This is a genomic window from Streptomyces sp. NPDC006552, assembly GCF_040611655.1.
Lineage (GTDB): Bacteria > Actinomycetota > Actinomycetes > Streptomycetales > Streptomycetaceae > Streptomyces.
This window is the reverse complement of the sequence record NZ_JBEXOS010000015.1, coordinates 23,113-47,514: the sequence shown is the minus strand read 5'-3', so window position 1 is coordinate 47,514 and position 24,402 is coordinate 23,113. Positions and strand designations below refer to the sequence as shown.

Annotated in this window: 24 protein-coding genes and 1 pseudogene; 17 read left to right on the top strand and 8 right to left on the bottom strand. The window is 73.6% G+C overall.

What is annotated here, in order from left to right:
- Positions 1 to 81: 81 nt before the first annotated feature.
- Complete coding sequence (locus ABZY33_RS12085; RefSeq protein WP_356491415.1) at positions 82 to 1,425, top strand: NAD(P)/FAD-dependent oxidoreductase; 1,344 nt, start codon at positions 82 to 84, stop codon at positions 1,423 to 1,425.
- Between the two features lie 40 nt (positions 1,426 to 1,465).
- Here ABZY33_RS12085 and ABZY33_RS12080 read toward each other — a convergent pair whose 3' ends face one another.
- Complete coding sequence (locus ABZY33_RS12080; protein WP_356491414.1) at positions 1,466 to 2,902, bottom strand: regulator; 1,437 nt, start codon at positions 2,900 to 2,902, stop codon at positions 1,466 to 1,468.
- Between the two features lie 245 nt (positions 2,903 to 3,147).
- On the opposite strand from ABZY33_RS12080, the gene ABZY33_RS12075 reads away from it, so the two are divergent.
- The 5 genes from ABZY33_RS12075 (at position 3,148) to ABZY33_RS12055 (ending at position 6,724) form a co-directional block, all read left to right on the top strand.
- Complete coding sequence (locus ABZY33_RS12075) at positions 3,148 to 3,489, top strand: 5-carboxymethyl-2-hydroxymuconate delta isomerase (RefSeq protein WP_356491413.1); 342 nt, start codon at positions 3,148 to 3,150, stop codon at positions 3,487 to 3,489.
- Between the two features lie 76 nt (positions 3,490 to 3,565).
- Positions 3,566 to 4,363: a lipoyl(octanoyl) transferase LipB gene (gene lipB / locus ABZY33_RS12070; RefSeq protein WP_356491412.1), complete on the top strand. Its 798-nt coding sequence runs from the start codon at positions 3,566 to 3,568 to the stop codon at positions 4,361 to 4,363.
- A 123-nt stretch (positions 4,364 to 4,486) separates the two neighbouring features.
- Positions 4,487 to 5,452 (top strand): lipoyl synthase, encoded by a 966-nt coding sequence (gene lipA, locus ABZY33_RS12065; protein ID WP_356491411.1) that lies wholly within the window; start codon positions 4,487 to 4,489, stop codon positions 5,450 to 5,452.
- Positions 5,453 to 5,766: 314 nt separating this feature from the next.
- A complete protein-coding gene (locus ABZY33_RS12060) occupies positions 5,767 to 5,967 on the top strand; it encodes a hypothetical protein (RefSeq protein WP_356491410.1) in 201 nt (66 codons plus the stop codon).
- A gap of 58 nt (positions 5,968 to 6,025) precedes the next feature.
- Positions 6,026 to 6,724: a DUF4191 domain-containing protein gene (locus ABZY33_RS12055; RefSeq protein WP_356491409.1), complete on the top strand. Its 699-nt coding sequence runs from the start codon at positions 6,026 to 6,028 to the stop codon at positions 6,722 to 6,724.
- 197 nt (positions 6,725 to 6,921) lie between these two features.
- On the opposite strand, the gene ABZY33_RS12050 is transcribed toward ABZY33_RS12055, so the two are convergent.
- On the bottom strand, positions 6,922 to 7,392 hold the full coding sequence (locus ABZY33_RS12050; protein WP_356491408.1) for an RDD family protein: 471 nt from the start codon (positions 7,390 to 7,392) through the stop codon (positions 6,922 to 6,924).
- Between the two features lie 190 nt (positions 7,393 to 7,582).
- Here ABZY33_RS12050 and glnA point away from each other — a divergent pair, with 190 nt between their 5' ends.
- Entirely contained in the window at positions 7,583 to 8,992 is a 1,410-nt protein-coding gene (gene glnA / locus ABZY33_RS12045) for a type I glutamate--ammonia ligase (RefSeq protein WP_356491407.1), read from the top strand.
- 113 nt (positions 8,993 to 9,105) lie between these two features.
- On the opposite strand, the gene ABZY33_RS12040 is transcribed toward glnA, so the two are convergent.
- From ABZY33_RS12040 to ABZY33_RS12025, 4 genes are all read right to left on the bottom strand, one after another.
- Positions 9,106 to 9,828, bottom strand: coding sequence for an ANTAR domain-containing protein (locus ABZY33_RS12040; protein ID WP_356491406.1), 723 nt, complete (start codon positions 9,826 to 9,828; stop codon positions 9,106 to 9,108).
- Positions 9,829 to 10,111: 283 nt separating this feature from the next.
- Positions 10,112 to 10,531, bottom strand: a complete 420-nt coding sequence (locus ABZY33_RS12035; protein ID WP_356491405.1) for a PAS domain-containing protein — start codon at positions 10,529 to 10,531, stop codon at positions 10,112 to 10,114.
- 29 nt (positions 10,532 to 10,560) lie between these two features.
- Entirely contained in the window at positions 10,561 to 11,013 is a 453-nt protein-coding gene (locus tag ABZY33_RS12030; protein ID WP_356491404.1) for a hypothetical protein, read from the bottom strand.
- A gap of 167 nt (positions 11,014 to 11,180) precedes the next feature.
- Positions 11,181 to 11,435: a hypothetical protein gene (locus ABZY33_RS12025; protein ID WP_356491481.1), complete on the bottom strand. Its 255-nt coding sequence runs from the start codon at positions 11,433 to 11,435 to the stop codon at positions 11,181 to 11,183.
- Positions 11,436 to 11,594: 159 nt separating this feature from the next.
- Here ABZY33_RS12025 and ABZY33_RS12020 point away from each other — a divergent pair, with 159 nt between their 5' ends.
- Entirely contained in the window at positions 11,595 to 11,957 is a 363-nt protein-coding gene (locus ABZY33_RS12020) for an arsenate reductase family protein (protein WP_356491403.1), read from the top strand.
- Between the two features lie 46 nt (positions 11,958 to 12,003).
- A pseudogene (locus ABZY33_RS12015) lies at positions 12,004 to 12,084 on the top strand (IS630 family transposase); the annotation flags it as partial.
- A gap of 30 nt (positions 12,085 to 12,114) precedes the next feature.
- Here ABZY33_RS12015 and ABZY33_RS12010 read toward each other — a convergent pair.
- Positions 12,115 to 12,549 (bottom strand): hypothetical protein, encoded by a 435-nt coding sequence (locus ABZY33_RS12010; protein WP_356491492.1) that lies wholly within the window; start codon positions 12,547 to 12,549, stop codon positions 12,115 to 12,117.
- A gap of 496 nt (positions 12,550 to 13,045) precedes the next feature.
- Between ABZY33_RS12010 and ABZY33_RS12005 the strand changes: the two genes are divergently transcribed.
- The 4 genes from ABZY33_RS12005 to ABZY33_RS11990 all read left to right on the top strand — a co-directional run bounded on the left by ABZY33_RS12005 (position 13,046) and on the right by ABZY33_RS11990 (position 17,277).
- Entirely contained in the window at positions 13,046 to 13,627 is a 582-nt protein-coding gene (locus tag ABZY33_RS12005) for a winged helix-turn-helix domain-containing protein (RefSeq protein ID WP_356491402.1), read from the top strand.
- A 119-nt stretch (positions 13,628 to 13,746) separates the two neighbouring features.
- Positions 13,747 to 15,066 carry a histidine kinase gene (locus tag ABZY33_RS12000; RefSeq protein WP_356491401.1) on the top strand — a complete coding sequence of 440 codons (1,320 nt, stop codon included), beginning with the start codon at positions 13,747 to 13,749 and terminating at the stop codon, positions 15,064 to 15,066.
- Positions 15,051 to 15,704, top strand: a complete 654-nt coding sequence (locus ABZY33_RS11995; protein ID WP_356491400.1) for a response regulator transcription factor — start codon at positions 15,051 to 15,053, stop codon at positions 15,702 to 15,704. Before ABZY33_RS12000 ends, ABZY33_RS11995 begins: the two co-directional genes overlap by 16 nt.
- A gap of 85 nt (positions 15,705 to 15,789) precedes the next feature.
- Complete coding sequence (locus ABZY33_RS11990; protein WP_356491399.1) at positions 15,790 to 17,277, top strand: DUF1996 domain-containing protein; 1,488 nt, start codon at positions 15,790 to 15,792, stop codon at positions 17,275 to 17,277.
- Positions 17,278 to 17,311: 34 nt separating this feature from the next.
- Here ABZY33_RS11990 and ABZY33_RS11985 read toward each other — a convergent pair whose 3' ends face one another.
- Positions 17,312 to 17,758, bottom strand: coding sequence for a hypothetical protein (locus ABZY33_RS11985; protein ID WP_356491398.1), 447 nt, complete (start codon positions 17,756 to 17,758; stop codon positions 17,312 to 17,314).
- 130 nt (positions 17,759 to 17,888) lie between these two features.
- On the opposite strand from ABZY33_RS11985, the gene ABZY33_RS11980 reads away from it, so the two are divergent.
- The 4 genes from ABZY33_RS11980 to ABZY33_RS11965 all read left to right on the top strand — a co-directional run bounded on the left by ABZY33_RS11980 (position 17,889) and on the right by ABZY33_RS11965 (position 24,396).
- Positions 17,889 to 20,993, top strand: coding sequence for an alpha-N-acetylglucosaminidase (locus ABZY33_RS11980; RefSeq protein WP_356491397.1), 3,105 nt, complete (start codon positions 17,889 to 17,891; stop codon positions 20,991 to 20,993).
- A gap of 65 nt (positions 20,994 to 21,058) precedes the next feature.
- Positions 21,059 to 21,865 (top strand): tyrosine-protein phosphatase, encoded by an 807-nt coding sequence (locus ABZY33_RS11975; RefSeq protein ID WP_356491396.1) that lies wholly within the window; start codon positions 21,059 to 21,061, stop codon positions 21,863 to 21,865.
- 17 nt (positions 21,866 to 21,882) lie between these two features.
- On the top strand, positions 21,883 to 22,395 hold the full coding sequence (locus ABZY33_RS11970) for a tetratricopeptide repeat protein (protein ID WP_356491395.1): 513 nt from the start codon (positions 21,883 to 21,885) through the stop codon (positions 22,393 to 22,395).
- Between the two features lie 87 nt (positions 22,396 to 22,482).
- Positions 22,483 to 24,396: a hypothetical protein gene (locus ABZY33_RS11965; RefSeq protein ID WP_356491394.1), complete on the top strand. Its 1,914-nt coding sequence runs from the start codon at positions 22,483 to 22,485 to the stop codon at positions 24,394 to 24,396.
- Positions 24,397 to 24,402: the final 6 nt, after the last annotated feature.

The window sequence follows — 24,402 nt, the reverse complement described above, 5'->3', positions numbered from 1 at the left end:
CTCGGGTATCGCCCGGCTCCGTTCGGGGCATGACGCAGCCGGGACGAGCCGCCACCGGCCGCGCAACCCTGGGAGGGGCACGTGCTTGAGGCCGCGCACGCACAGGCAGAGGTCGTCGTCGTGGGGGCCGGGGTCGCGGGACTCGCGGCCGCCCGGCAGCTGGCCGGAGCGGGGGTGGGGGTGCTGGTCCTGGAAGCCGCGGGCGGGATCGGCGGCCGCCTGTCCACGGAGAAGGTCGACGGGTTCCGGCTCGACCGGATCGGCCGGCCGCTCTGCACCGCGTACCCCGGGCCGGACCCGGCCCGGGACCCGGCGGGCCTGGCGCTGCGCCTCTTCTCCCCCGGCGTGCTGGTGCACAGCGACGGCCACCGCTACCGGACCGGCGAACCGGCCGCCCCCCGGCGCACAAGGGGCGCATTCAGTACAGCGCGCGCCCTTGCGACCGCCCCCCGCCCGCCGCGGGGCGCCCGGCCCCCGCTCGGCGGCCCCGTGGACCACGCGCGGCTCGGCGCGGCCCTCGCCCGGTTCGCCGCCACCCCGCCCGCCCGGCTGCTCGCCCGCCCCGAACTCCCCGTCGGGCGCGCCCTGGCCGCCCGCGGTCTGCCCGCCAGGACCCTGCACGGTTTCGTCCGCCCGCTGCTGTCGGCCCTGCTGTGCGATCCGGAGCTGACGACGTCCAGCCGCTGCGCCGACCTCGCCCTGCACGCGTACGCCGCGGGCCGCCTCGCCGTCCCCGAGGGCGGCGCGGACGCGCTTCCCGAGCTGCTCGCGGCCGCCCTGCCGCCCGGCACCGTGCACACCGGTGTCCGGGTCACCGCCGTCTCCGCGAACTCCGTGACCACCGCCGACCACGGCAGCCTGCGGTGCCGTGCCGTCGTCCTCGCGACCGGCGCGGTGGCCGCCGCCGGGCTGCTGCCCGGCCTGCGCGTGCCCGCCTTCCACCCCGTGACCGTGGTGCACCACGCCGCGCCCCAGCCGCCGCTGGCCGAACCGGCGCTGCTGCTCGACGCCGACCGGCTCGGCCCCGTCGCGCACACCGCCGTCCTCAGCCAGGTCGACCCGGGCCGCGCGCCGGCGGGCCGGGCGCTGGTCTCCTCGACCGTGCTCGGGCCGCCGCCCTCCGAGCACGAGCTGCGGCGCCACCTCGCGCGCCTCTACGGCACGGGAACGGCCGGATGGGAGACCCTCGCCGTCCACCACGACCCGCAGGCCGTGCCCGCGATGCCCGCTCCGCACGACCCGCGCCGCCCCGTCCGGCTCCTCGACGGCCTCTACGTCTGCGGCGACCACCGGGCCACCAGCACCGTCCAGGGCGCCCTCGACTCGGCCCACCGCGCGGCCCGTGCCGCCCTGACCGACCTGGGGATCCGGTGCCCGGCGCCCGCCCCACCGGCCCGGCCCGCGGCGGCACACGAGGCGGCCTGAGACTCCGCCCGCTCCCGGGCCCGCCCCGCCGGGCCGCCGGTCACCCGAGCGCGGCCACCTTCTCCCGGTACCCGCGCACCGCCCCCGCGTCCCGGTAGGGCTCCAGGCGGCGTTCAAAGTCCCGTACGTACTCGTGCGCCCGCACCGACCGCATGTCCGCCGCCGCGGCAGCGGCCTCCGCGGCGAGCGCGCACGCCGCGTCCAGCTCGCCCAGGCCGAGCCGGGCGGAGGCCAGCACGACCCGGCAGAAGAGGCGGCTGCGCGCGAACCCCGGTGCCCGCAGCCGCAGCGACCGCTCCGCGTGCTGCGCCGCCGTCCGGTACAGCTGGAGGTCCCGGTGGCAGTGGCCGAACTCGTCCGCGAGCTGCGCCTCGTCGAAGTGCCGCGCCCACGGCGGCACGTCCTCCCCGCCCCGCGCCGCCTCCAGCGCCCGCTCGGCCCGCACCAGCGAGGACGTACAGGCGCGCACCTCACCCATCAGCCCGTGCCCGCGCGCCTCCACGGCGTGCAGCAGCGCCTGCAGCACGGCGGGCGCCGCGGAGCCGACCCCCTGCTGCGCGACCCGCGCCAGCTGCACCGCCTCCCGGCCGTGGCCGAGGTAGACGGCCTGCCGGCTCATGGTGATGAGGACGTACGCGCCGTACATCCGGTCCCCCGCGGCCTGCGAGAGCCGCAGCGCCTGCACGAAGTACCGCTGGGCGAGCCCGTGCGCCGCGATGTCGTACGAGGTCCAGCCCGCGAGCCGGGTGAGGTCGGCGACGGCCCCGAAGAGGCGCCGGCCGGTCTGTTCGCCGTACGTGCCGCGCAGCATGGGCTCGGCCTCGTGCTCCAGGTAGCGCACCAGCGCCTGGCGGGCGTGGCCGCCGCCGTAGGCGTGGTCGAGGGCGCGGAAGAGTTCGCCGACCGAGCGCAGCGCCGCGATGTCGCCGCCGGTCACCCGGTGGCCGGGCCCGCGCTCGGTCTGGGTGCGCTGCCGGGGCACGACGGGCCGCCCCTGGAGCGGTATCCGGGGCGTGGCCTCGCCCCGGACGACCCGGTCGTCGGCGTGGCCGATCAGCCAGTCGCGGCTGGGCACGACGAGTCCGGCCGGGGTGAAGGCGATCTTGCGCAGTTCGGCATGGCTGCCGGAGTCCTTGCGCCACAGGCCGCTGACGATGTCGACGGCCTCCTCGGGCGAGCCGGCGAACTCCAGGCCCGCGTAGACGGGCGCGCAGGCGTCGAGGCCGAGGTCCTGGGCGGCCAGGCGCCGGCCCAGGCGCCGGGTGAACACCTCGGCGATCAGCGCGGGCGTCGTCCCGCGCGGCTGCTGCCCGCGCAGCCATCTGGTCACCGACGTCTTGTCGTATCGCAGGTCGAGACCGTGTTCGAGCCCGAGCTGGTCGACGCGGCGGGCGAGGCCCGCGTTGGAGAACCCTGCCTCCGCGATGAGCGCGGCGAGCTGGCGGTTCGGTGTGCGCTGCGGAGGTCGTTCCGTCATCAGCTGTGCGGTCTCCTGCCTTCCGGGCCGGGGTGCAGCCCTCATGGAACGGCGCGAATGTAGCGGCGATATCCACCCCCGTTGGGGCGTTCGAGACGCCTTCATCCGATCGTGTGACGAACCCCGCGCGGAGTGGACGGCGCGGGGCGGGAAGGGGGAGGAGACGGGGCGGTCCGGAGGCTGCCTCCGCTCAGTCATACGATGCCTGTGCGCTACACCCAGAAGTACCTGGAAGGTTCTGCCCCGTGCCTCATATCGTCATCGACTACTCCGACGGCCTCGCCGGCACGGTCGACCTGCCCGCCCTCGTGGCGGAGCTCCACCCCCTCGTCGTCGACCGCGTGCGTTCGGTCGGCGTCGGCAAGACGTTCGCCCGCCCCAGCACCACGTACGTGGACGGCGTCGCGGCCCCGTTCCTGCACGTGGAGGTCGGGCTGCTGGCCGGCCGGCCGCAGTCCGTGCGGACCGCGCTGGCCGAGGACGTCCTCGCCCTGCTGGACAAACACGCCTCGGCGGCCCCCGGCACCACCTGCTCCGTCGAGGTCCGGGAGCTGGACGCCTCCTACCGCCTCTTCCCCACCCACTGAGCCCCGCGCCCGGCGCCGTACAGTTGTTCGCGGCGCGATATATGCACGGTGAAAGCTTGTAAGGGAGGCACTTGCCGTGAGTGAGTTCCGGTTCGTCCGCATGGGGTTCGGTGCGGACATGGTCGAGTACCAGGTCGCCTGGGACGAGCAGCGCCGTGTGCACGCCGCCCGTTTCGCCGACGAGGTGCCCGACACCTGTCTGCTCCTGGAGCACCCGGCGGTCTACACCGCGGGCAGGCGCACCGCGCCCGAGGAGCGCCCGCTGGACGGCACCCCCGTCATCGACGTGGACCGCGGCGGGAAGATCACCTGGCACGGGCCCGGGCAACTCGTCGGCTACCCGATCCAGAAGCTGCCGCGCCCGGTGGACGTGGTCGCGCACCTGCGCCGCCTGGAGGACGCCATGATCGCGCTCTGCGCGGAGTTCGGCGTCGCGACCTCGCGGGTGGAGGGCCGGGCCGGCGTCTGGGTCCTGGGCGACCCGGTGGCGGAGCGTCCCGAGCTCGGCGGCCTCACCCTCGATTTCGACCCGCGCGCGGCCGACCCGGAGTTCGACCCCCGGCTCAACGGCCCGGAGTACGCGCCGTCCAACGCGGGCCAGCGCCGCGAGGACCGCAAGATCTGCGCCATGGGCATCCGCGTCGCCAAGGGCGTGACGATGCACGGCTTCGCGCTCAACGTGAACCCGGACACCTCGAACTTCGACAAGATCATCCCCTGCGGGATTCGCGACGCGGGCGTCACCTCGCTCTCGTACGAACTGGGCCGCGAGGTCACGATCGAGGAGGTGCTGCCGGTCGCGGAGAAGCACCTGCGGGCCGTCCTCGCCGGCGCCGAGCTGCGCCCGCGCGTCATCGACCGGGCCCCGGCGTAACGGCCCGGCGGAAGCAGCGGGGAATGCACCCCGAAGGCCAGAGGTTGGCCGTCGGTGAGGGCCATGAACATCACGGGCGTACCCTGAGGTACGCCGAGGAATCAAAGCTTTAGGGAGCCGGTCGTGTCCGCAGTCGCACCCGACGGACGCAAGATGCTGCGCCTGGAGGTCCGCAACAGCCAGACCCCCATCGAGCGCAAGCCCGAGTGGATCAAGACCCGGGCGAAAATGGGCCCCGAGTACACGAAGATGCAGAACCTCGTGAAGTCCGAGGGCCTGCACACGGTCTGCCAGGAAGCGGGCTGTCCCAACATCTACGAGTGCTGGGAGGACCGCGAGGCCACGTTCCTCATCGGCGGCGACCAGTGCACGCGGCGCTGTGACTTCTGCCAGATCGACACCGGCAAGCCCGAGGCCCTCGACCGCGACGAGCCGCGCCGCGTCGGCGAGTCCGTCGTCACGATGGACCTGAACTACGCCACGATCACCGGCGTCGCCCGCGACGACCTCGAGGACGGCGGCGCCTGGCTGTACGCGGAGACGGTGCGCCAGATCCACGCGCAGACCGCCGGCCGCGCCGAGGGCCGTACGAAGGTGGAGCTGCTGGCTCCCGACTTCAACGCGGTCCCCGAGCAGCTGGCCGAGGTCTTCTCCTCCCGCCCCGAGGTCTTCGCGCACAACGTCGAGACGGTGCCGCGCATCTTCAAGCGCATCCGCCCCGGCTTCCGCTACGACCGCTCGCTCAAGGTCATCACCGACGCCCGCGAGTACGGCCTCGTCACCAAGTCCAACCTGATCCTGGGCATGGGCGAGGAGCGCGCCGAGGTCAGCGAGGCCCTGCGCCAGCTGCACGACGCGGGTTGCGAGCTGATCACCATCACGCAGTACCTGCGGCCCTCCGTGCGCCACCACCCCGTCGAGCGCTGGGTCAAGCCGCACGAGTTCGTGGAGCTGAAGGAGGAGGCCGAGCAGATCGGTTTCTCCGGTGTCATGTCGGGCCCGCTGGTCCGCTCCTCGTACCGCGCGGGACGGCTGTTCCAGATGGCCGTGGAGAAGCGCGGCGCGTACGTCGCCTCGCAGGCGGTCTGAGCCGGGCGGACGCCGGGGGCGGGGGTCCGGCGTCCTGGCCGGACCGGGATTCCGGTTCGGTCAGGACGCGCTCGCGTGTGAATTCACGCACAAGCGACTACCCCCGGTATCGGCCGGGAAGCCGCGCTCCGCGCCGTCCCCGCAGCTGAGGACGGCCGCCGGGGCCGCGGCCCGGCCCCGACCGCGGACCCCGGGGCTTCACGGAGGTTTGACCGCCCGGTCACGCCCTGGTAACACCAATCAGTGACGCTGTACTCACACCTCGTACACCTTCCATCCAGGCCGTGCTCCGACTCCGAGGGGGGACCCCGCCCATGCAGGCCGCGCCCGTACGCGCCACCGCGATCCCGACGTTCACCGGCGCACTGCGCGCCGTGGAGTCGCTGCTGATGAGCAGTGGCCAGCGCACCGCACGCCGCAACGCCTGGACCTCCGTCCTGGAGGACCGTCGCCGCGCCCAGGACCGGGTCGAGGCCCAGCGCGTCCTCGAAGCGGTCGGCACCGTCCACGGCTGACCGGCCCCGGGCCGGTGCTGCTGTTCAACGGCGGCCCCCGGCCACGTAGACTTCACGCATGGCGAGGAAGGAACCTGCAGCGGACGCTGCAAACACCGGGCGGCTCAAGCAGATCGCTCTGACCTACAAGATGACCCGCAAGGCCGATTCGAAGATCGGTCTTGTACTCGCGGCTGTGGGAATCGTCACCTTCGGTGTCTTCCTCGCGATCGGTTTCTTGATCGGTCACCCCATCTATCTCGGAATTCTCGGCTTGCTGCTCGCCTTCCTCGCGATGGCGATCATCTTCGGGCGCCGCGCCGAGCGAGCGGCCTTCGGGCAGATGGAGGGCCAGCCCGGCGCGGCGGCCGCCGTGCTCGACAACATCGGGCGCGGCTGGACGACGACCCCCGCGGTCGCGATGAACCGCAGCCAGGACGTGGTGCACCGCGCGGTCGGCAAGGCCGGCATCGTGCTGGTCGCCGAGGGCAACCCGAACCGGGTGAAGTCCCTGCTGGCCGCCGAGAAGCGGAAGATGGCCCGCATCGTGGCGGACGTGCCGGTCCACGACCTGCTCGTCGGCAACGGCGAGGGTCAGGTCCCGCTGAAGAAGCTCCGCACCACCATGCTGAAGCTGCCCCGCGTCCTGCCCGGCCCCCAGGTCACCGCGACCAACGACCGGCTGCGGGCGATGGGCGACCTGATGGCGAACATGCCGCTGCCGAAGGGACCGATGCCGAAGGGTATGCGGATGCCGCGCGGCGGCAAGACGAGGTGACGTCCGTCGCCGCTTGAGTTCGCGAAAAGGCGCCCCGGGCTTGTGCCCGGGGCGCCTTTTCGTCTGCGGCGTGCTCGTTTTGTCGGTCCCCGCGCCCCTCATCGCCCCTCATGGGGCTGCGGCGGAGCCGCATGCTCCGGGGGCGCGGGGAACTGCGCGAGAAGCCCCACCGGCGCGCAGCCGAAGAAGGCACCCGCTCAGATACGGACCTCGACGGACCGGGCCAGCCGGTCATGCAGCCCGCGCCCGTCCCGGTCCCAGATCAGCGCGGGGATGGCCACGCACAGCAACACCGTCCGCACGACCGCCCGCCCGAAGGGCAGCCGCCCCCCGCCCGCCTCGGCGACGACCCGCAGCCCGAACAGCCGCTTTCCGGGCGTGCAGCCGATCGTGCCGACCGTCAGCACGCCGAGCGCCAGGAAGACGAGCAGTGCCCAGTTCCCCGTAGCCGGGGTGTAGCCCTGTGTCACCAGCCCGTATGCGATCAGCATGCACAGCGCCCAGTCGACGACGAGGGCCCCGAAGCGCCGGCCGGGACGGGCGACGGAACCGGGGCCATGCTCCGGCAGACCGAGCTGCTCCCCGCGGTACCCGAAGTCCGCGCCCGACTGTTCCAGGGCCTCGCGGGGCCCGGACAGCCACGATCCCATTGCTTCCCTGTTGTCCACCCGTCCACGGTACTGCGCCCGCGGGGCGCCCCCGCCCGACCCCCCTGGTCCGGTTAACTTCGGCGAAACAAATGGGTCATGCTTGAGAAACCACGTCTGCCTATGGTCAGGTCCAGCGTGTGCCACCGCACCGGCCGCACGACCGAGCTGCAAACCCCGCCCCGCCCCGGGTGGGAGTAGGAGGAGTTGGATGTTCCAGAACGCCGATGACGCCAAGAAGTTCATCGCGGACGAGGACGTCAAGTTCGTAGACGTCCGCTTCTGCGACCTGCCGGGTGTGATGCAGCACTTCACGGTGCCGGCTGCGGCGTTCGACCCGGCCGAGGAGCTCGCCTTCGACGGCTCCTCGATCCGCGGCTTCCAGGCCATCCACGAGTCCGACATGGCGCTCCGCGCCGACCTGACCACCGCGCGCGTGGACCCCTTCCGCCGCGACAAGACGGTCAACATCAACTTCTTCATCCACGACCCGATCACGGGCGAGCAGTACTCCCGCGACCCGCGCAACGTGGCGAAGAAGGCCGAGGCGTACCTCGCCTCCACCGGCATCGCCGACACCGCGTACTTCGGCCCCGAGGCCGAGTTCTACGTCTTCGACTCGGTCCGCTTCGAGACCTCCGCCAACCGCTCGCTCTACGAGATCGACTCCGAGGCGGGCGCCTGGAACACCGGCGCGGTCGAGAACAACCGCGGCTACAAGGTCCGTTACAAGGGCGGTTACTTCCCGGCCCCGCCGGTCGACCACTTCGCCGACCTGCGCGCGGAGATCTCCCTGGAGCTGGACAAGAACGGCCTCCAGGTCGAGCGCCAGCACCACGAGGTCGGCACGGCCGGCCAGGCGGAGATCAACTACAAGTTCAACACGCTGCTCGCCGCGGCCGACGACCTGATGCTCTTCAAGTACATCGTGAAGAACGTCGCCTGGCGCAACAACAAGACCGCGACCTTCATGCCGAAGCCGATCTTCGGTGACAACGGCTCGGGCATGCACGTCCACCAGTCCCTGTGGGCCGGCGGCGACCCGCTCTTCTACGACGAGCAGGGCTACGCGGGCCTCTCGGACATGGCGCGCTACTACATCGGCGGCATCCTCAAGCACGCCCCCTCCCTCCTCGCCTTCACCAACCCGACGGTGAACTCGTACCACCGCCTGGTCCCGGGCTTCGAGGCGCCGGTCAACATGGTGTACTCGCAGCGCAACCGCTCCGCGGCCATGCGTATCCCGATCACGGGCTCGAACCCGAAGGCCAAGCGCGTCGAGTTCCGCGCGCCGGACCCGTCCTCCAACCCGTACCTCGCGTTCTCCGCCCTGCTGATGGCGGGCCTGGACGGCGTGAAGAACAAGATCGAGCCGGCCGAGCCGATCGACAAGGACCTCTACGAGCTGGCTCCCGAGGAGCACGCCAACGTCCAGCAGGTCCCGACCTCGCTGCCCGCGGTCCTCGACGCGCTGGAGGCGGACAACGAGTACCTCCAGGCGGGCGGCGTCTTTACGTCCGACCTGATCGAGACGTGGATCGACTACAAGCGCACGAACGAAATCGCCCCGATCCAGCTGCGGCCGCACCCGCACGAGTTCGAGCTGTACTTCGACATCTAGGAGGCCGCAGGTCAGAGCGGAGCCCCGCTCGTCTGCCCCCACCTGTAGGCCGTTGGCCGTGAACTCCCGGTTCCGGGAGTTCACGGCCAACGGCCTTTTCCTCGTGCGCCGCTCTACCAGTCCCCCGGCACATCCCTGCTGTCGATGATGTCCCGGGACACGTCCGCGACCTTGCGGCGGTGGGCGCGGGCGTAGCTGCGCAGGCCCGCGAAGGCCTCGTCGGAGGAGAGGCCGCGGCGGGCCACCACGATGCCCTTGGCCTGTTCGACCACGACCCGGCTGGTCAGGGCGTGTTCCAGCTGGCCCGCCAGGACCCGGCTCTCGACCACCTCGCGCTGGAGCGCGAGCGTGTGCGCGCCCGCGTCGGCGAAGGTGCGGGCGAGCGCCAGGGCCTTCTCGTCGAGGTCGCTGTCCGGCGCCCCGAACAGGACGAGCGCGCCGCCTGGGCCCTCCTTGGCGGGCAGGGGCAGCGCGGTGATCCTGCCATGGCCGAGGGACCTGGCACGGGCCGTCCAGCGCGGCCAGCGGGCCCGCATGGGCGGCGTGCTGACGTCCACGTCGATGAGGGCGCGGCCCGTCGTGCGGACGTCGTAGCCGGGGCCCTCCCGCCACTGCGCGGCATCCCCCGCGAGGGTGCGCAGGGCGGGGTCGGTGCCCTCCGTGCGGCCGCTCTCCCGGCCGGGGGCGTAGTGCACGGTCGCGCCCGGCGCGTCCAACAGCAGCCGGCCTCCCTCGACCAGCGTGGCCAGCAAGCTCTGCGTGTCGAGCGGGTCCCGCGCGGCCGCCCCCGCCAGCTGGGCGAAGACCGCGGCGAGCTCCTGCTCCTGCAGCGTCACGGTGAGGGACCCTTTCATCCTGAGTCTCAGTTGTCCGAGGACGATATCCCGGGCCGCGTCCCGGGGGCCCGCCCGGGGGAACGCGCGGGCTCCGCCCCGTGCCGGTGCACCGCCGCCCCGGCTACGGACGGGCGCTGCCGGACGGGCCGAGGCGTTCTGCCCGGTCCACACCGCCGCGCGACTCCACGAGCGGGGAGGCGGGCCGTTGAGCGTCCGCCGGGCACGGTGACGTGTCGGCGAGGCGTCCCCTTCAGACCGTGTACAGCCCCGTGTGCAGGTTGTGTCAGGGTGTCGGAGCGCTCCGCGTCTGCGCCATCAGCAGCACGACACCGCCGGGATGACCGTCGAACGGGCTGCACAGCACGGAGCAGTTGATGTCCCGGCCGTGCCGGTCGACCGCGGCGATCACCACCGGGTCACCGCCCCGGCCGGTCGCGACGCACTCCTCGACGGCCGGCCGCAGTTCCCCGGTGGGCAGTCCGAACTCCAGGCCGAAGAAGGGCCGGCCGAGCACCTCGTCCTGACGCGGGCCCCACAGCTCGCCCGCGCCGGCGTTCCAGTTCCTGACGGTGAGTTCCTTGTCGAGGACGACGACCGCCGCCACCGCCGCGGCCGAGGGGAGACCGCCGTTCAGACTCAGACATGGCCGGGCCTCGTCGCCTCCCTTGGCGTCCCAACCCTGGTGGACAGAAGCCGAGTTCATTGGGCATTGCCCCCAACTCACCGTATCCGTCAGTGGCGCAGCGCCCGGACGATGTCGGCGCTGATGTCTCCGTCGAGCGTGCGGTGGCTGCGGGCTTCGGCCTTCTTGGACGCGCCGCCGCCCACGTCGTTCACGTTGAGGGCGACCGTGTCGATGCGGTTGCCGCCGCTGTCCTTGAAGGCGACCAGGACGAGGTACGACTTCGCGTCCGAGTCCTTGTTCGTGACCGTGACCGGCACGGTGGCCCTGCCGTCGTCCTTCGTCACGTCGCCGAGCCGTACGTCGCTCTTGGCGTCGGTGCCCGCCTTGAACTCGTCGACCTTCTTCTGCGCCTCGGCCGTCGCGGACGCCAGGACGCCCGCCGCCTTGGACGCGGCGTCGGACGGGCCGCCGTCCCCGTCCGAGCAGCCCGCCGCGCCGACGGCCAGGGCCGCCGCGAGCAGGGCCGCCGCGGTGCCTCGTACGCCTCGCACGTTCGCCATCCCGCACACCTCCGCCGCCGCGCCGCCCTTGTGGTCGCTCCAGTCAACGGTGCCCCGGCGGGGAGCCGCATGCCATGGACGGCAAACAGGTGATCCCGGGCGGGCCCGCGCGAGGAGGCGGGTCAGGGGCGTCACCCCTGACCCGCCTGGCGGCAGACCCGCCGGGGTCAGCGGCAGTAGCGCATCAGCGTCCGCACCATGTGACACGTCGTGTCCGACGGCGGGTGGATGCCGACCAGCTCGGCCGTGGCGCGGATCCTCTTGTTATGGGCCTGGTTCGGCAGGTAGACGCCCGAGTCGAGCAGGGCGATCGCCAGGCGCATGGCCTTGAGGCGGCGGTTGTGGGTGATGTACCAGTCACGAGGCCGTCCCGCGGGCAGCGGCCTCTTGGCGAGTGGCGCGTACGGCAGATCCATCAGCATCGGTGCGGCAGCCGGCACAGCCATCCTCCTGTCGCGAACTCGAAAGCCCCCGTCAGCTCTCGAACACTGCTTCTATTCTACTGCGGACCACTGACAAAAGCCGCTGGCCAGGCCCTACTTGAGGCGGTCACGGGAGGCGTCTCGCGTACCGTGGGCACCATGGAGATCTGGATCAACCCGGCCTGTTCGAAGTGCCGTGGCGCACTCACCCTGCTCGACGCCGAAGGCGCCGACTACACCGTGCGCCGCTACCTGGAGGACGTGCCCTCGCCCGACGAGATCCGCGCCGTTCTGGACCGGCTCGGGCTGGAGCCGTGGGAGATCACCCGGACCCAGGAAGTGGCCGCGAAGGAGCTGGGTCTCGCGTCGTGGGCGCGGGACGCGCGGGACCGCGAGCGGTGGGTCGAGGCGCTGGCCGCGCACCCGGAGCTGATCCAGCGCCCGATCATCACGGCGGACGACGGCACGGCCGTGGTGGGGCGCAGCGAGGAAGCGGTACGGGACGCGCTGGGCCGCGGCTGACAGTGCCACCCCGGGCGGCGTCCGTAGCAGCCGGTTGGTCCCCACCCGCCGCCCCGATGTCCTCGCAGCCCAAATCCCCGAACGCGTCCGGCTCCGCAGCGAGGACGGCAACCGATGGGGCGGGCGCCCCTCGGTGCAAGCAGCGTGCGACGAGGTCTCAGGACTGGGGTTCGCTCCGCAGGTCAACGAAGCCGGTTTCGATGTCGCCGCGGAAGGTGAGGGCTTCTTCGCCGATACCGAGGGCATCGAGCAGAAGGCCGAGGGCCGCGTCGACGTCGGACTGGGCGCGGCTCACCCAGACGAAGACATCGGGGCACGGGTTGCCCTCCACGCGGCTGAGCGCAAAGTCGATCTTCCGGATGCGGAACATCGCCGCATCCACGGCGCCCAAATCCTCCGAGCCCCGTTCGATGGTCAACCGCAGCCGCGCGGCCAGTACGTCCAGTGACGGCGACAGGCCGGCAACCACCCGGAAGGAGCCCGCCGCGTACTCCCACATACTGGCCTGGAAGGCTGGGTTCCGCTTGCCGCCCTGGTACGCCGGCGCGCGTTCCCAGTCCGGCTCCGGCCCGGGAACCTCAACCTCGGTCATGCGCCCTCCCCACCCCGCCGCCGAGTTGCGACCTCGCGCGTCGACAGCTCAGCTCCTGACGTCACGGCTCATCGACCCGGTGAATGTATACGGTCAGACCACTGACGACGCCCCGGGCCGCGTACGGGGACAGGGGGGCCGGGGCGTGGCGTCCGGGTCGGGGCCCGGGACGGGTGGGCCGGCCAGGTCTGTTTCCGGCCACGGAACGGCCGTGGACACCCACTTCTTGTGCGGGTGCCCTCTTCTTCGCGTACCGCATCTGCTTCAATATGGGCATGGCCAGCTTCCAGAACATCACCGCGCGGGGTCGCCGTCACGACCTCGAGCCGTTCTGGCCGTCCCGTCAGCACCACGACTTCGACCGGGTGTGTTGCCGCGCGACCCACGCGCAGGCCCTCTAACGCCGGCACTCGACGATCGAGTTGCGGCCTTCGGTCCGCGCGCACGACGTACGTCCCTCCCAGACGAACTCCTCGCGCGAAAGAGTTGACCACTCATGGCTGACGCCCGTTCCCTCGCCTCCCTTCCCGGCGCCCCCTCCCCCGCCCGTGCCCGGCTGCGTGCCGTCGAGCGGGACGAGGTGGCGCCCGCGCCGCTCGTGCCCAGCGTCGACGTGGCGGAGTTCCTGCCGCCGGGTGCCACGCTGCTGCCCGCGCCGGCGCACACCCTGCCCACGCTGCCGGGCCGGCCGCCGATGATCGGCTACCTGGTGCTCGTCCCGGCCGGCCGGCCGCCGGCCGAACCCCAGCCCGCCGAGGCCGCCGCGCCCGCCCCGGCCCGGTCCGACACGCTCATCGGCATCGACGACCTGACGCGCACCGCCAGCGTCCGGGGCCGTCAACTCGACCTCACGTACCTGGAATTCGAGCTGCTGGCGCACCTCGTCGCGCATCCGCACCGGGTGCACACCCGCGACCAGCTCGTCACCACCGTGTGGGGGTACGGGCACGTCGGCGACGGCCGCACGGTCGACGTCCACGTGGCCCGGCTCCGCCGCAAGCTGGGCGCCGAGCACCGCCAGGCGATCCAGACGGTGCGCCGCGTCGGATACAAGTACGCGCCGCCCGCCGGCCACTGAACCACGGCGCCGGGGTGTACCCAGCGCCACCCCGGCGCGGGTGCCGTCCCCACTGACCCGTCCGTCGTCACCGGCCACACTGTGCGGTGTACGGACGGGCGGGACGGACGGAGGGCGCGATGGGTGCCAGGGCAGTTCCGGCGGAGCGGCGCGCGGGCGCGGGCCGCTCGTGGCTGCGCGCGCGGGCACGGAGCGCCGGGGTGGCGGGGGCGCGGGGGCTGTGGGTCGCCGTGGCCGGGTTCACCGGGTCGCTCACCCTCTTCGTCCTCTCGGCGCTCTCGCTCGTGCTGATCGTCGCCGGGGTCGGCGTCGTGACCACGCCGTGGGTCCTCGGGCTCGGCCGCCACTGGGCGAACTGGCGGCGGGCCGTCGCGGCCGAGTGGTGCGGCGTACGCATCCCGGCGGCGTACCGGCCCTTTCCGGACGGAGTGCGCGGCGGGCTCCTCGGGCGGGCCGAGCGGTGCCGGCTGCTGCTCGGTGATCCGGCGACCTGGCGGGACCTGCGGTGGCTGCTCGCCGACGTGACGGCCGGATTCGTCACCGCGCTGCTGCCCGCGGTGCTGGTCCTCTACCCGCTGGAGGGGTTCGCGCTGGCGGCCGGCCTGTGGCGGGTCTTCACGGACGGCACGTACGTCGGCTGGTGGTACGGGTTCGTGCCGGTCAGCGGGCAGGGCACGGCGCTGCTCGCCGCGCTGCTCGCGATGGCGCTGCTCGCCACCGGCCTCGGCCTCGCGCCCGCGCTGCTGCGGGTCCACTTCCTGCTGACCCGCGCCGTCCTCGCCCCGGCCACCGGCGAACTGGAGGAGCGAGTGCGGGAGTTGACCCGGACGCGACGGGACGCCGTGGACACCTCCGCGGCCGAGCTGCGGCGCATCGAGCGGGATCTGCACGACGGGGCGCAGGCCCGGCTCGTGGCGGTGGGCATGGACCTCGGCACGGTCGAGGCGCTGATCGAGAAGAACCCGGCGAAGGCCAGGGAACTGCTCGCGCGGGCCCGGCAGTCGTCGGCCGAGGCGCTGACCGAGCTGCGCGACCTGGTGCGCGGGATCCATCCGCCGGTGCTCGCCGAGCGCGGACTCGGCGACGCCGTACGGGCGTTGGCGCTGCGGCTGCCGGTCGCGACCGAGGTGGAGGTCGAGGGGGCCGGGCGGGCCGACGCCCCGGTCGAGTCGGCCGCGTACTTCGCCGTCAGCGAGGCGCTGGCCAACGCGGTCAAGCACGCGGGCGCCGGGCGGATCTGGGTCGACATCGGCCATACCGGGGACCGGCTGCGGATCTCCGTCACCGACGACGGCGGAGGCGGCGCGGTGGTGGCGCCGGGCGGCGGACTGGACGGGATCGCGCGCCGGCTCGGTACATTCGACGGTGTCCTCGCCGTCAGCTCCCCGGCCGGCGGCCCCACCATGGTGACCATGGAGATCCCTTGCGTGTTGTCCTAGCCGAAGACCTGTTCCTGCTGCGGGACGGTCTGGTGCGGATGCTGGAGGCGTACGACTTCGAGATCGCCGCCGCCGTCGAGAGCGGGCCCGAACTCACCAAGGCCCTCGCGGAGTTGGCGCCGGATGTCGCCGTGGTCGATGTGCGGCTGCCGCCCTCGCACACGGACGAGGGGCTGCAGTGCGCGCTCGCGGCGCGGCGCGCGCGGCCGGGGCTGCCGGTGCTGGTGCTCTCGCAGCACGTGGAGCAGTTGTACGCGCGCGAGCTGCTCGCCGACGGGGCCGGCGCGGTGGGCTATCTGCTGAAGGACCGGGTCTTCGACGCGGAGCAGTTCATCGACGCGGTGCGCCGGGTGGCGGCGGGCGGCACCGCGATGGACCCGCAGGTGATCCAGCAGCTGCTGTCGCGCCGGGCCGCGGACGCGCCGCTCGGCGGGCTCACCCCGCGTGAGCTGGAGGTCCTGGAGCTGATGGCGCAGGGGCGGTCGAACGCGGCGATCGCGGGCCAGTTGGTGGTCACGGAGCGGGCCATCGCGAAACACACCTCCAACATCTTCGCCAAGCTGGGGCTGCCCGTCTCCGACGACGACAACCGGCGGGTGCTGGCGGTCCTCGCCTATCTGGACCGGGGCGGCCGCTGAGGCGGGAGCGGGAGCACGCCCGGGGCGGGCGCGGTTTTCCGGGGCGGGGCTGAACACGGCGGCTCCCCGGTGCGTACGTAGGCCCATGGGACGCACCTCACGGAAAAGGCGCTCTTCGCTGACGACGCGGATGACCGTCGCGTCGGCCGCACTTCTGCTGGGCGGAGGTGGGCTGGCCGCGGTCAACGTGTACGCGTCGGCCCACGAGGACCCGGGGCAGCCGGGCCAGGCGCCACAGCAAGGGCGACAGCAGGAGCAGCAGCACGTGGCCACCATCGACTGTCCGGACGTCGGCACCTTCCTGCCCGACGTCCCCGACGGCGCCCGGGGCCGGGTCGACGGTGAACTGGCCACCCTGGACAGCCAGATCACCGACGCCTATCAGCGGCTCGCCTCGACCCGGGCCGCCGCGGCGCAGGACCCGGACTTCGTCCGGAACAGCATCCTGGGCCCGCTGAAGGACAAACGCGGCGCCGTGCTGGACCGCATCGCGCAGGACATCCGGCGCTCCGGCGGCCGCCCACCGGGGCGGCTCGGCGGGATGGCGGCCTGCACCGGGCGCTCCCCGGACCAGCCGCGACAGCCCTCGCCGCCCCCGTCCGGCCGGCCCGCACAACAACCCTCGCCGCAGCCGTCCCAGCCGCCCGCCGACGGCTCCGGCGACGGCACGGGCGGCGCCGTCGGCAACGGACCCGACGCGAGCGACTTCGTCGACATCACGTCCGTCCGCCCCAACGTCGTGACGGCCCGCAACCGGCGCGGCGCCTCCCGCGGCACCTTCACCACGGCCTGCGGCCGCAACGAGAACGGCAAGTTCAATCCGGACAACGTCATCGTCGCGCCCGGCGTGAGCAACGGCGCCCACCACATGCACGACTATGTGGGCAATCAGGCGACGGACGCGTTCTCCAGCGACGACGAGCTGGCGGGCGGCCGGACCAGCTGCCGCAACCAGGGCGACCGGTCGACCTATTACTGGCCGGTCCTGCGGGTGCAGAACGGCCGGGCCGGGGCGGACGCCGACGCTGACGGCGGCGGCAAGGACCAGAACGTCGGGGAGATCCGGACGCCTTCCTCCGTGACCCTGACCTTCGACGGGAATCCGGCGGGCAAGGTCGTGGCCATGCCGCGGTTCCTGCGGATCATCACCGGCGACGCCAAGGCGCTCACCAACGGCGACGCGAACGCCAACGCCTCCTGGAGCTGCACCGGGTTCGAGAACCGGCAGCTGAAGAAGGCGTACCCGATCTGTCCGCGGGGGTCGAAGGTCGTGCGCACCTTCCGGTTCCAGAGCTGCTGGGACGGGGCGAACACCGACAGCGCCAACCACCGTACGCACGTCGCGTTCGAGGACCCGCGCACCGGCGCCTGCCCGGCCGGTTTCAAGGCGATCCCGCAGCTGGTGCAGCGGATCGTCTACGCGGTTCCGCCGGGGCCCGGATTCGCGGTCGACTCGTTCCCCGAGCAGCTGCACAAGCCCGCCACCGACCACGGCGACTTCATCAACGTCTTCGACGAGAAGCTGATGCGGCACGTGGCGAGCTGCATCAACCGGGGCGAGCGCTGCACCTGAGCGGCCGCCCCCACCCGGCTGCTGCGCGGCCCGCTCAGTGGTGACCTCCGTGCCCTTCGGGGCCCTCCTCCCGACCCCCACCGCCGCTCCTCCCCGAGTGGTGCGAGGAGGACCGCTCCACGGTCCCGCCGAGCCGGCCGCGCAGCTGTGTCACCGTCCGGTCCGCGCCGACCGCGATCCACCCGCGGCCGACGAGGTACGTGCCGCCGTAGTCGTCGGCCGCGTCCAGCCACTCGGCCTGGCCGCGGTCGGTGGCGAACGTGGCCAGCACGTAACGGCCGTCGCCCGTGCCGCAGTCGGCCTGGCGCAGCTCGGCGGCGTCCGTCTGGATGTCGGGCCGGCAGCCGGCCGTGCGCGCCAGCTGCTCCAGGGAGCCGCTCGCCGTCCGGGGGACGGCGGGCGCGTCGCCGCGCGCCGCGCACCCGGTCCCGGACGCGACCACCAGGGCCCCGGCCACCAGCAGTTTCCTCATCTTCCTCATCCCGCACTCCTGTTCCCGACGCCCTCGGTCCGTCGACACGTTCCCGCCAGCTCCGTGCACACCGTTGAGCACGGATGTGCGCCCCGTTACCGTGCGCCGCACCATCCGCGACACTGGGGGTTCGACACGTATGTCCGCGCCAACGCGACGCACGGTTCTCGGCACGGCGGGCGCCCTCGGGCTCGGCACGGCCCTGGGAGTGGGCGTGCCGGCCGCTCAGGCGGCGCCGTACCCACTGGATACGGCTCCCGCGCGCGCCGCGCTCAACCGACGGCTTCCGCAGCACGCGGACCAGTTCCGGCTCAGACTGGTCCCCGCGCGGGACGGCGCGGACCGCTTCCGGGTCTCCGGCGGGCGCGGCCGCGTCGAGGTGGACGGGACGACCCCGGCGGTGCTGCTCGCCGGGGTCCACTGGTACCTGAAGTACGTCTGCGGGGCGCACATCGCCTGGAACGGCAGCCAGCTGGAGCTGCCGGGCACGCTCCCGGCGCCCGGCCGCCCGCTGGAGCGCGCCACGTCCCTGCCGCACCGGTTCGCGCTGAACGACACCAATGACGGTTACACGGCGCCGTTCGCCGGCTGGGCGTACTGGGAGCACATGATCGACGTGCTGGCGCTGCACGGCTGCAACGAGGTGCTCGTCATCGCGGGCATGGAAGCCGTGTACCACCGGCTCCTGAAGGACTTCGGGTACAGCGACGAGGAGTCGCGGACCTGGCTCCCGGCCCCCTCGCACCAGCCGTGGTGGCTGCTGCAGAACCTCTCCGGGTACGGCGGCCCGCTCTCGCCCGAACTCATCGCGCAACGAGCCGGGTTGGGCCGTCGGATCACCGACCGGCTGCGCGAGCTGGGGATGCGGCCGGTCATGCCCGGCTACTACGGCCATGTGCCCAAGGGGTTCGTGGAACGCAACGGCGGCGACGCGCACGTCGTGCCGCAGGGCGTCTGGCACGGTTTCGAGCGCCCCGACTGGCTCGATCCGCGGACCACGTCCTTCGCCCGGGTCGCCGAGGCGTTCTACGGCCACCAGAGGGACCTCTTCGGGGAGATCGACGCCTTCAAGATGGACCTGCTGCACGAGGGTGGCACCCCCGGTGACGTGCCCGTCCCGGACGCGGCCCGGGGCGTGGAGAGCGCGCTGCGCGCGCACCGGCCGGGGGCCACCTGGGTCATCCTCGGCTGGGAGGCGAACCCGCTGCCCGCGCTCCTCGACGCCGTCGACAAGGAGAAGATGCTGATCGTCGACGGGGTCTCCGACCGCTTCGCGTCCGTCACCGACCGCGAGAAGGACTGGGGAGGCACCCCGTACGCGTTCGGCACGATCCCCAACTTCGGCGGCCGGACCACCATCGGGGCCCGCGCACACCTGTGGACCGAGAAGTTCTTCGCGTGGCGCGACAAGCCCGGCAGCGCGCTCACCGGCACCGCGTACATGCCGGAGGGCACCGACCGCGACCCGGCCGCCTTCGAGCTCTGGTCCGAACTCGCCTGGACCGAGCGGAAGATCGACCGGGCCGACTGGTTCGCCGGGTACGGCGACTTCCGCTACGGGCGCCGTGACCCCGGTGCCCGCGCGGCCTGGCGGGCGCTGCACGAGACGGCGTACCAGCACGGAGCCGTCGAGCGCTCCGACCCGCACGACTCGCTGTTCGCGGCGCGCCCGGACCTGGCGGCCGACCGCGCCGCCTATTACGCGCCGCGCGCCCTCACCTACGACCCGGGCCGCTTCGACGCCGCGCTCACCGGACTCCTCGGCGTGGCCAAGGACCTGCGGCGCAGCCAGGCCTACCGGTACGACCTCGTCGACGTCGCCCGCCAGGCCCTCGCGCACCGCAGCAGACAGCTCCTGCCTCAGCTCAAGGCCGCCTACGCCGACAAGGACCAGGCCCGCTTCCGCTCCCTGGCCACGCTGTGGCTGCGGCTGATGCGGCTGTCGGACGACGTCACCGGCACGCACCGCGCCTTCCTGCTCGGCCCGTGGATCCAGGACGCCCGCGAGATGGCGACGAACGACGCGGAGCGGGCCGAGTTCGAACGCTGCGCCAAGGTCCTCATCACGGTCTGGGGCGACCGGGCCACCTCCGATCCGGGCAACTTGCACGAGTACGGCAACCGCGAGTGGCACGGCCTGATGGCCGACTTCTATCTGCCGCGCTGGCAGAAGTGGCTGGACGAGCTCCAGGACGCGCTGGCGGCCGGCCAAGAGCCCGCGAAGGTCGACTGGTTCGCGTTCGAGGAACCGTGGACGCGGGAGCGCAAGGACTATCCGCTGCGGCCCTACGGGGACGCCCACCGGACGGCGGCGCGAGTGCGGGACGTGCTGGCGCGCGCCCCCTACCAGGGCGCGGTGACGGTCACCGCCGAGCCGCCCGCGTTCCCGCCGGGCGGGCACGCGCGCGTGGCGGCGACGTTCCGCAACGTCAACGGCCTGCGGGCGACCGGCCGCGTCGACTTCCGCCTGCGGGGCCTGGACGCCGTCCCCGAGCAAGGCACGTCGCTGCCGCGGGTGGCGCCGGCCGGGAAGGCCACCGTCTCCTGGCGGGCGAGCGCGCCGGGCACCCCGCTCGACGAGCCGCTGCGCCCGCTGCCGTACACGATCGACGTCCGGTACGGGCCCCAGGGCGAGGAGCGGGTCACGTACACGCACAAGGGCACGCTCTTCGAGGCAGGCCCGCTGGCGGACGGGTGGAAGACGTACAGCGACAACGCGGCGGTCTTCGGGCAGCTGGCGGACCGTTTCGCCATCGACGGCGGCGGCGCCGACCTGTGGAAGGGGACCACGGAGTTCGGCACGGCCTACCGCGAGGGCGGCTTCACGGACGGCTCCTCGGCCGTGCTCCGGGTGGACTCCCAGGCGGAGACGGGCGCGTGGGCGCGGGCGGGGATCATCGTGCGCAACTCCCTGGCCACGCCGGGCTCACCGGGCTTCCTGAATTTGTCGGTGACCCCCGCGAACGGCGTCGTCCTCTCCTACGACACGAACGGCGACGGGACGCTCGACACCTACCGGCGGATCACCGGGATCCAGGCACCGGTGCTGCTGCGGCTGATCCGGTCCGGCGGTACGTACACCGGCGCGTGCTCCACGGACGGCGGGACCACGTGGCGGACCGTGGCGAGCGTGCCCGTGCCGGGAGCGGCGGCGACGCAGGACGTGGGCCTGTTCATGACCGCGACGAACGGCGGGAACGGGGCGCGCGGCACGGTCGCGTTCAGCGGCTGGCAGCTCACGTAGGGTCCGCCCTTGGGGAAGACTGGGCGGGACGCACCGGATCGAACAGAACAACGGGAGCCCCGCCCATGGCCGAACCCATCGCCGCCGCCACCGTCGCCAACCTCCGCGACCTGGGCGGCACCCCGCTCGCCGACGGCGGCCGGGTCCGTCCCGGGCTCGTCTTCCGCTCCGGGCAGCTGGACCGGCTCGACGCGGCGGCGGACCGCCGCTTCACCGCGCTCGGCCTGCGCACGGTCCTGGACCTGCGTACCGAGGCCGAGCGCGCCGCGCACCCCGACCGGCTGCCGGACGGGGTGCGGCTGCTGACCGCCGACGCGCTCGCCGACAAGCTGGCGCAGGCCGGGATCGCCCCGGCGGCGGTGCAGCTGAAGGAGCTTCTCGGTGACCCCGCGCGCGCGGACCGGGAGCTGGGCGGCGGCAGGGCGGAGGCGCTGTTCGAGGAGACCTACCGGGCGCTGGTCTCCACCGCCTCGGCGCAGGCGGCCTACCGCACGCTGCTGCTCGAACTCGCGGCGCCCGACGCGGGTCCGCTGCTGTTCCACTGCACCGCGGGCAAGGACCGCACCGGCTGGGGCGCGGCCGTGGTCCTCGCGCTGCTCGGCGCGGACGACGCCACGATCGAGGCCGAGTACCTGTCGGTGAACCCGGCGGTGCGCGCCGCGTTCGCCCCGCTCGTCGAGGGGTTCACCGCCCAGGGCGGCGACCCGGAGGTGGCGCTCGCGGTGATCGGCGTGGTCCCGGACTATCTGCGGGCGGCGCGGGAGGAGGTCGCGGCACGGTACGGCGGCGTCGAGACGTACGTGCGCGACGGGCTCGGCGTCCCGGACGAGGCGGTGGCGGCGCTGCGCAAGCGGTTGACGTACGCCGGCTGATCTTCGACCGTGGCCCGATGAGCACCGGGAGCAGTGGGTTCGAAGAGCGGATCGCCGCCGCGTGGGACACGTTCGACGGTCATGGCGACACCGAGGCAGCGGGCGCGGAGTTCCGCGCGCTGATCGACACGGTGGTGGCCGGGCTGCCCGACAGCAGCCCGGTGGGGCCCTTCGAGCGGGCCTGCGCCTTCGACTCGACCGGCCACTCCGACCGGGCGGTGCCGCTCTACCAGGAGGCGCTGCGGCGTGGCCTCACCGGGTACCGCGGACGCCGCGCGAAGATCCAACTGGCCAGTTCGCTGCGGAACATCGGCCGCGCGGCGGAGGGCGTCGCGCTGCTGGAGCCCGAACTGACGGCGTCCAGTGATGAGTTGGACGACGCGGTCCGCGCCTGTCTGGCGCTGTGCCTGTCGTCCCTGGGCCGGGACCGCGAGGGTCTGTCGCTGGTGCTGGGGGCACTGGCGCCGCATCTGCCGCGCTACCAGCGGTCGATGGCCGCCTACGCGCGGGCGCTGGTGCAGCCGGGCTGAGCGCGCCCGGCCGCCGGCGGGCCGCCCGGGGGCGCGCTGGGGTGACCATCCCATGATTCGCTCGTTCAGCTGAACGTGCAGTCAAAGGTGCAGCAATCCAGTCCCCCGCTCGACGGCGGAGCCGGCGTCATCGATGTGGAGCAGGCCGAGGCGGCCCTGGTCGAGCACTACCCGCGCCTGGTGCGCCTCGCCTATCTGGTGCTGCCGCCGGGCCTGGGCCGCAACCGCCGTGTGCTGACCGCCCACTCCCTCACCCAGCGGGCGCTGCCCCGGGGCCGCACCGCGACCGCGCCCCCGGCGCTCCCCGCCCAGCGCGGGACGGCGCCGCGCACCGGCGACCCGGGGTACGCCTACGTCCGGCTGCGGGTGCTGCGCAGCGCCCTGGACGCGGGCCGCCCGCTGCGCCGCGCGGCCTGGCCCAGGCGGGCCCAGCTGCCTCCGCTGCTGCCGCAGGTCTGGGGCCTGCGGCTGTTCCCGAAGTCCGGCGGCGCCGACGAACTCGCACTCGACCAGCGGCTCTCCGCGCTCAGCGGCCCGGCCCGCGCGGCGTACGTGCTGCGCGGCCTGGAGCACCTCGACGGCTCCGCCGTCCGCACCGTCCTGACGGCGGCCGGCTGCGCGGACGAGGAGGCGGCCGCCGCGCTGAGCGAGGCCGACGCGGCGGGGGCCCAGTACGACCTGCTGCTCTCGCCGGAGTTCGACCCGTGCTCCCTGCACGCCCGCCCCACCGACCTGATGCGCCGCCGCCAGCACGCCAAGGCGGCGCTCGCCGGGGCCGCGGCGTTGCTGGTGTGCGGGGCACTGCTCGGCCTGCCCGGCGAGGGCTGGAGCCCGGACGGCGCGGCGGCGCCCCCGTACGCGCGGAATCCGGCCGGGCAGGCCGCCCTGAATCCGGCCTCGCTGACACGGGTGGCGCCGGCCGCGTGGCAGTCGTCGGCCCGCACCGACTTCTCGGTGTGGCCCGCGCGCGGCTCCCTCACCGGCGACTCGGCGCTGCTGCGCCGCGCCCTCGCCGTCTGGGCCCGCCCCGGCGAGTCCGTCCAGGTCTCCGCGACCCCCGGCACCCCGGCCGGCGCGCCCCCCGGCCCCGCGCAGCTGCTGTACGCGGGCGAGCTCGACCAGGCGCGCATCGTGCTCTTCTACGACGGTCTGCGCATCGTCCGCTACGCCGAACCGCAGCAGGGCACGAGCGGCGCCGCCCTCGACTTCGCCCGGGTCGACGGTGCGAGCGCCGCGCAGTCGGGCGCCGTGGTCCTCGACCGGTCCGACGGCAACGTCCGCTATCTGACGGCGCCCTGGGTGGTCCGCGCGGCCGTCCGCGACCTGCTGGCACCGTCCGCGGCCGCGCGGCCGCTCTCCCGGACGAAGGACGGCGTGACGGCCCCGTTCCCGAGCCCGGCCCTCGCCCCGGCCGGCCGGCCCTGCACGGGGTGGAACGCGCTGGCGCTCACCGACGCCACGCACACCCGCTACGCCACGGACCTCGGTGAGCTGGTCCCCGCCCACCTGACCGCGGGCCCGCCGGCCGCGCAGCGCGAGGCGAAGCCCGCCGACTGGGCGGCGACGGCCTGCTCCCTCGCCGCGGCCCGCTCGCACGGGGTGGGCGCCGTCAACTCCTGGGAGTACGCGCGCCAGCGGCTGCCCGAGTCGAACGGGACCGCGCGGTGGGTGTGCACCCGGGCCGAGACCTGGCGGGGCGGCGGGCCGCGGACGCTGGCGCTGTTCCTGGCGCCGGGAGCGCGGTCGGCGGCGGTCGCCGCCAAGTCACAGGGGGCGCCCGCGTGCGGGAAGCGCGTACCCCGGGTGCTGGCGGGGGTGCGGTGGAAGTCGCGGGGCGGGAACTGGTACCTGATCGCCGCGGGCAGCGAGGAGGTCACGTCGGTGCGCGCGGCCGGGTCCACGGTGAGCGGCAATCTGCTGGCCGTGCGGGTCGCGCGGAGCGCGGCGGTGGAGCTGAGCGGGGTCGCCGCCGGCGGCATCGCGGTGTCACCGCTGCGGTAGTCCGGC

Excerpts from the sequence above, each read along its gene's own strand:
- ABZY33_RS12080 (WP_356491414.1), bottom strand. The coding sequence starts at position 2,902 with ATGACGGAACGACCTCCGCAGCGCACACCGAACCGCCAGCTCGCCGCG.
- ABZY33_RS12060 (WP_356491410.1), top strand. The coding sequence starts at position 5,767 with ATGCAGGCCGCGCCCGTACGCGCCACCGCGATCCCGACGTTCACCGGC.
- ABZY33_RS12055 (WP_356491409.1), top strand. The coding sequence starts at position 6,026 with ATGGCGAGGAAGGAACCTGCAGCGGACGCTGCAAACACCGGGCGGCTC.
- glnA (WP_356491407.1), top strand. The coding sequence starts at position 7,583 with ATGTTCCAGAACGCCGATGACGCCAAGAAGTTCATCGCGGACGAGGAC.
- ABZY33_RS12035 (WP_356491405.1), bottom strand. The coding sequence starts at position 10,531 with ATGAACTCGGCTTCTGTCCACCAGGGTTGGGACGCCAAGGGAGGCGAC.
- ABZY33_RS12030 (WP_356491404.1), bottom strand. The coding sequence starts at position 11,013 with ATGGCGAACGTGCGAGGCGTACGAGGCACCGCGGCGGCCCTGCTCGCG.
- ABZY33_RS12025 (WP_356491481.1), bottom strand. The coding sequence starts at position 11,435 with ATGCTGATGGATCTGCCGTACGCGCCACTCGCCAAGAGGCCGCTGCCC.
- ABZY33_RS12020 (WP_356491403.1), top strand. The coding sequence starts at position 11,595 with ATGGAGATCTGGATCAACCCGGCCTGTTCGAAGTGCCGTGGCGCACTC.
- ABZY33_RS12010 (WP_356491492.1), bottom strand. The coding sequence starts at position 12,549 with ATGACCGAGGTTGAGGTTCCCGGGCCGGAGCCGGACTGGGAACGCGCG.
- ABZY33_RS12005 (WP_356491402.1), top strand. The coding sequence starts at position 13,046 with ATGGCTGACGCCCGTTCCCTCGCCTCCCTTCCCGGCGCCCCCTCCCCC.
- ABZY33_RS12000 (WP_356491401.1), top strand. The coding sequence starts at position 13,747 with ATGGGTGCCAGGGCAGTTCCGGCGGAGCGGCGCGCGGGCGCGGGCCGC.
- ABZY33_RS11990 (WP_356491399.1), top strand. The coding sequence starts at position 15,790 with ATGGGACGCACCTCACGGAAAAGGCGCTCTTCGCTGACGACGCGGATG.
- ABZY33_RS11985 (WP_356491398.1), bottom strand. The coding sequence starts at position 17,758 with ATGAGGAAGATGAGGAAACTGCTGGTGGCCGGGGCCCTGGTGGTCGCG.
- ABZY33_RS11980 (WP_356491397.1), top strand. The coding sequence starts at position 17,889 with ATGTCCGCGCCAACGCGACGCACGGTTCTCGGCACGGCGGGCGCCCTC.
- ABZY33_RS11975 (WP_356491396.1), top strand. The coding sequence starts at position 21,059 with ATGGCCGAACCCATCGCCGCCGCCACCGTCGCCAACCTCCGCGACCTG.
- ABZY33_RS11970 (WP_356491395.1), top strand. The coding sequence starts at position 21,883 with ATGAGCACCGGGAGCAGTGGGTTCGAAGAGCGGATCGCCGCCGCGTGG.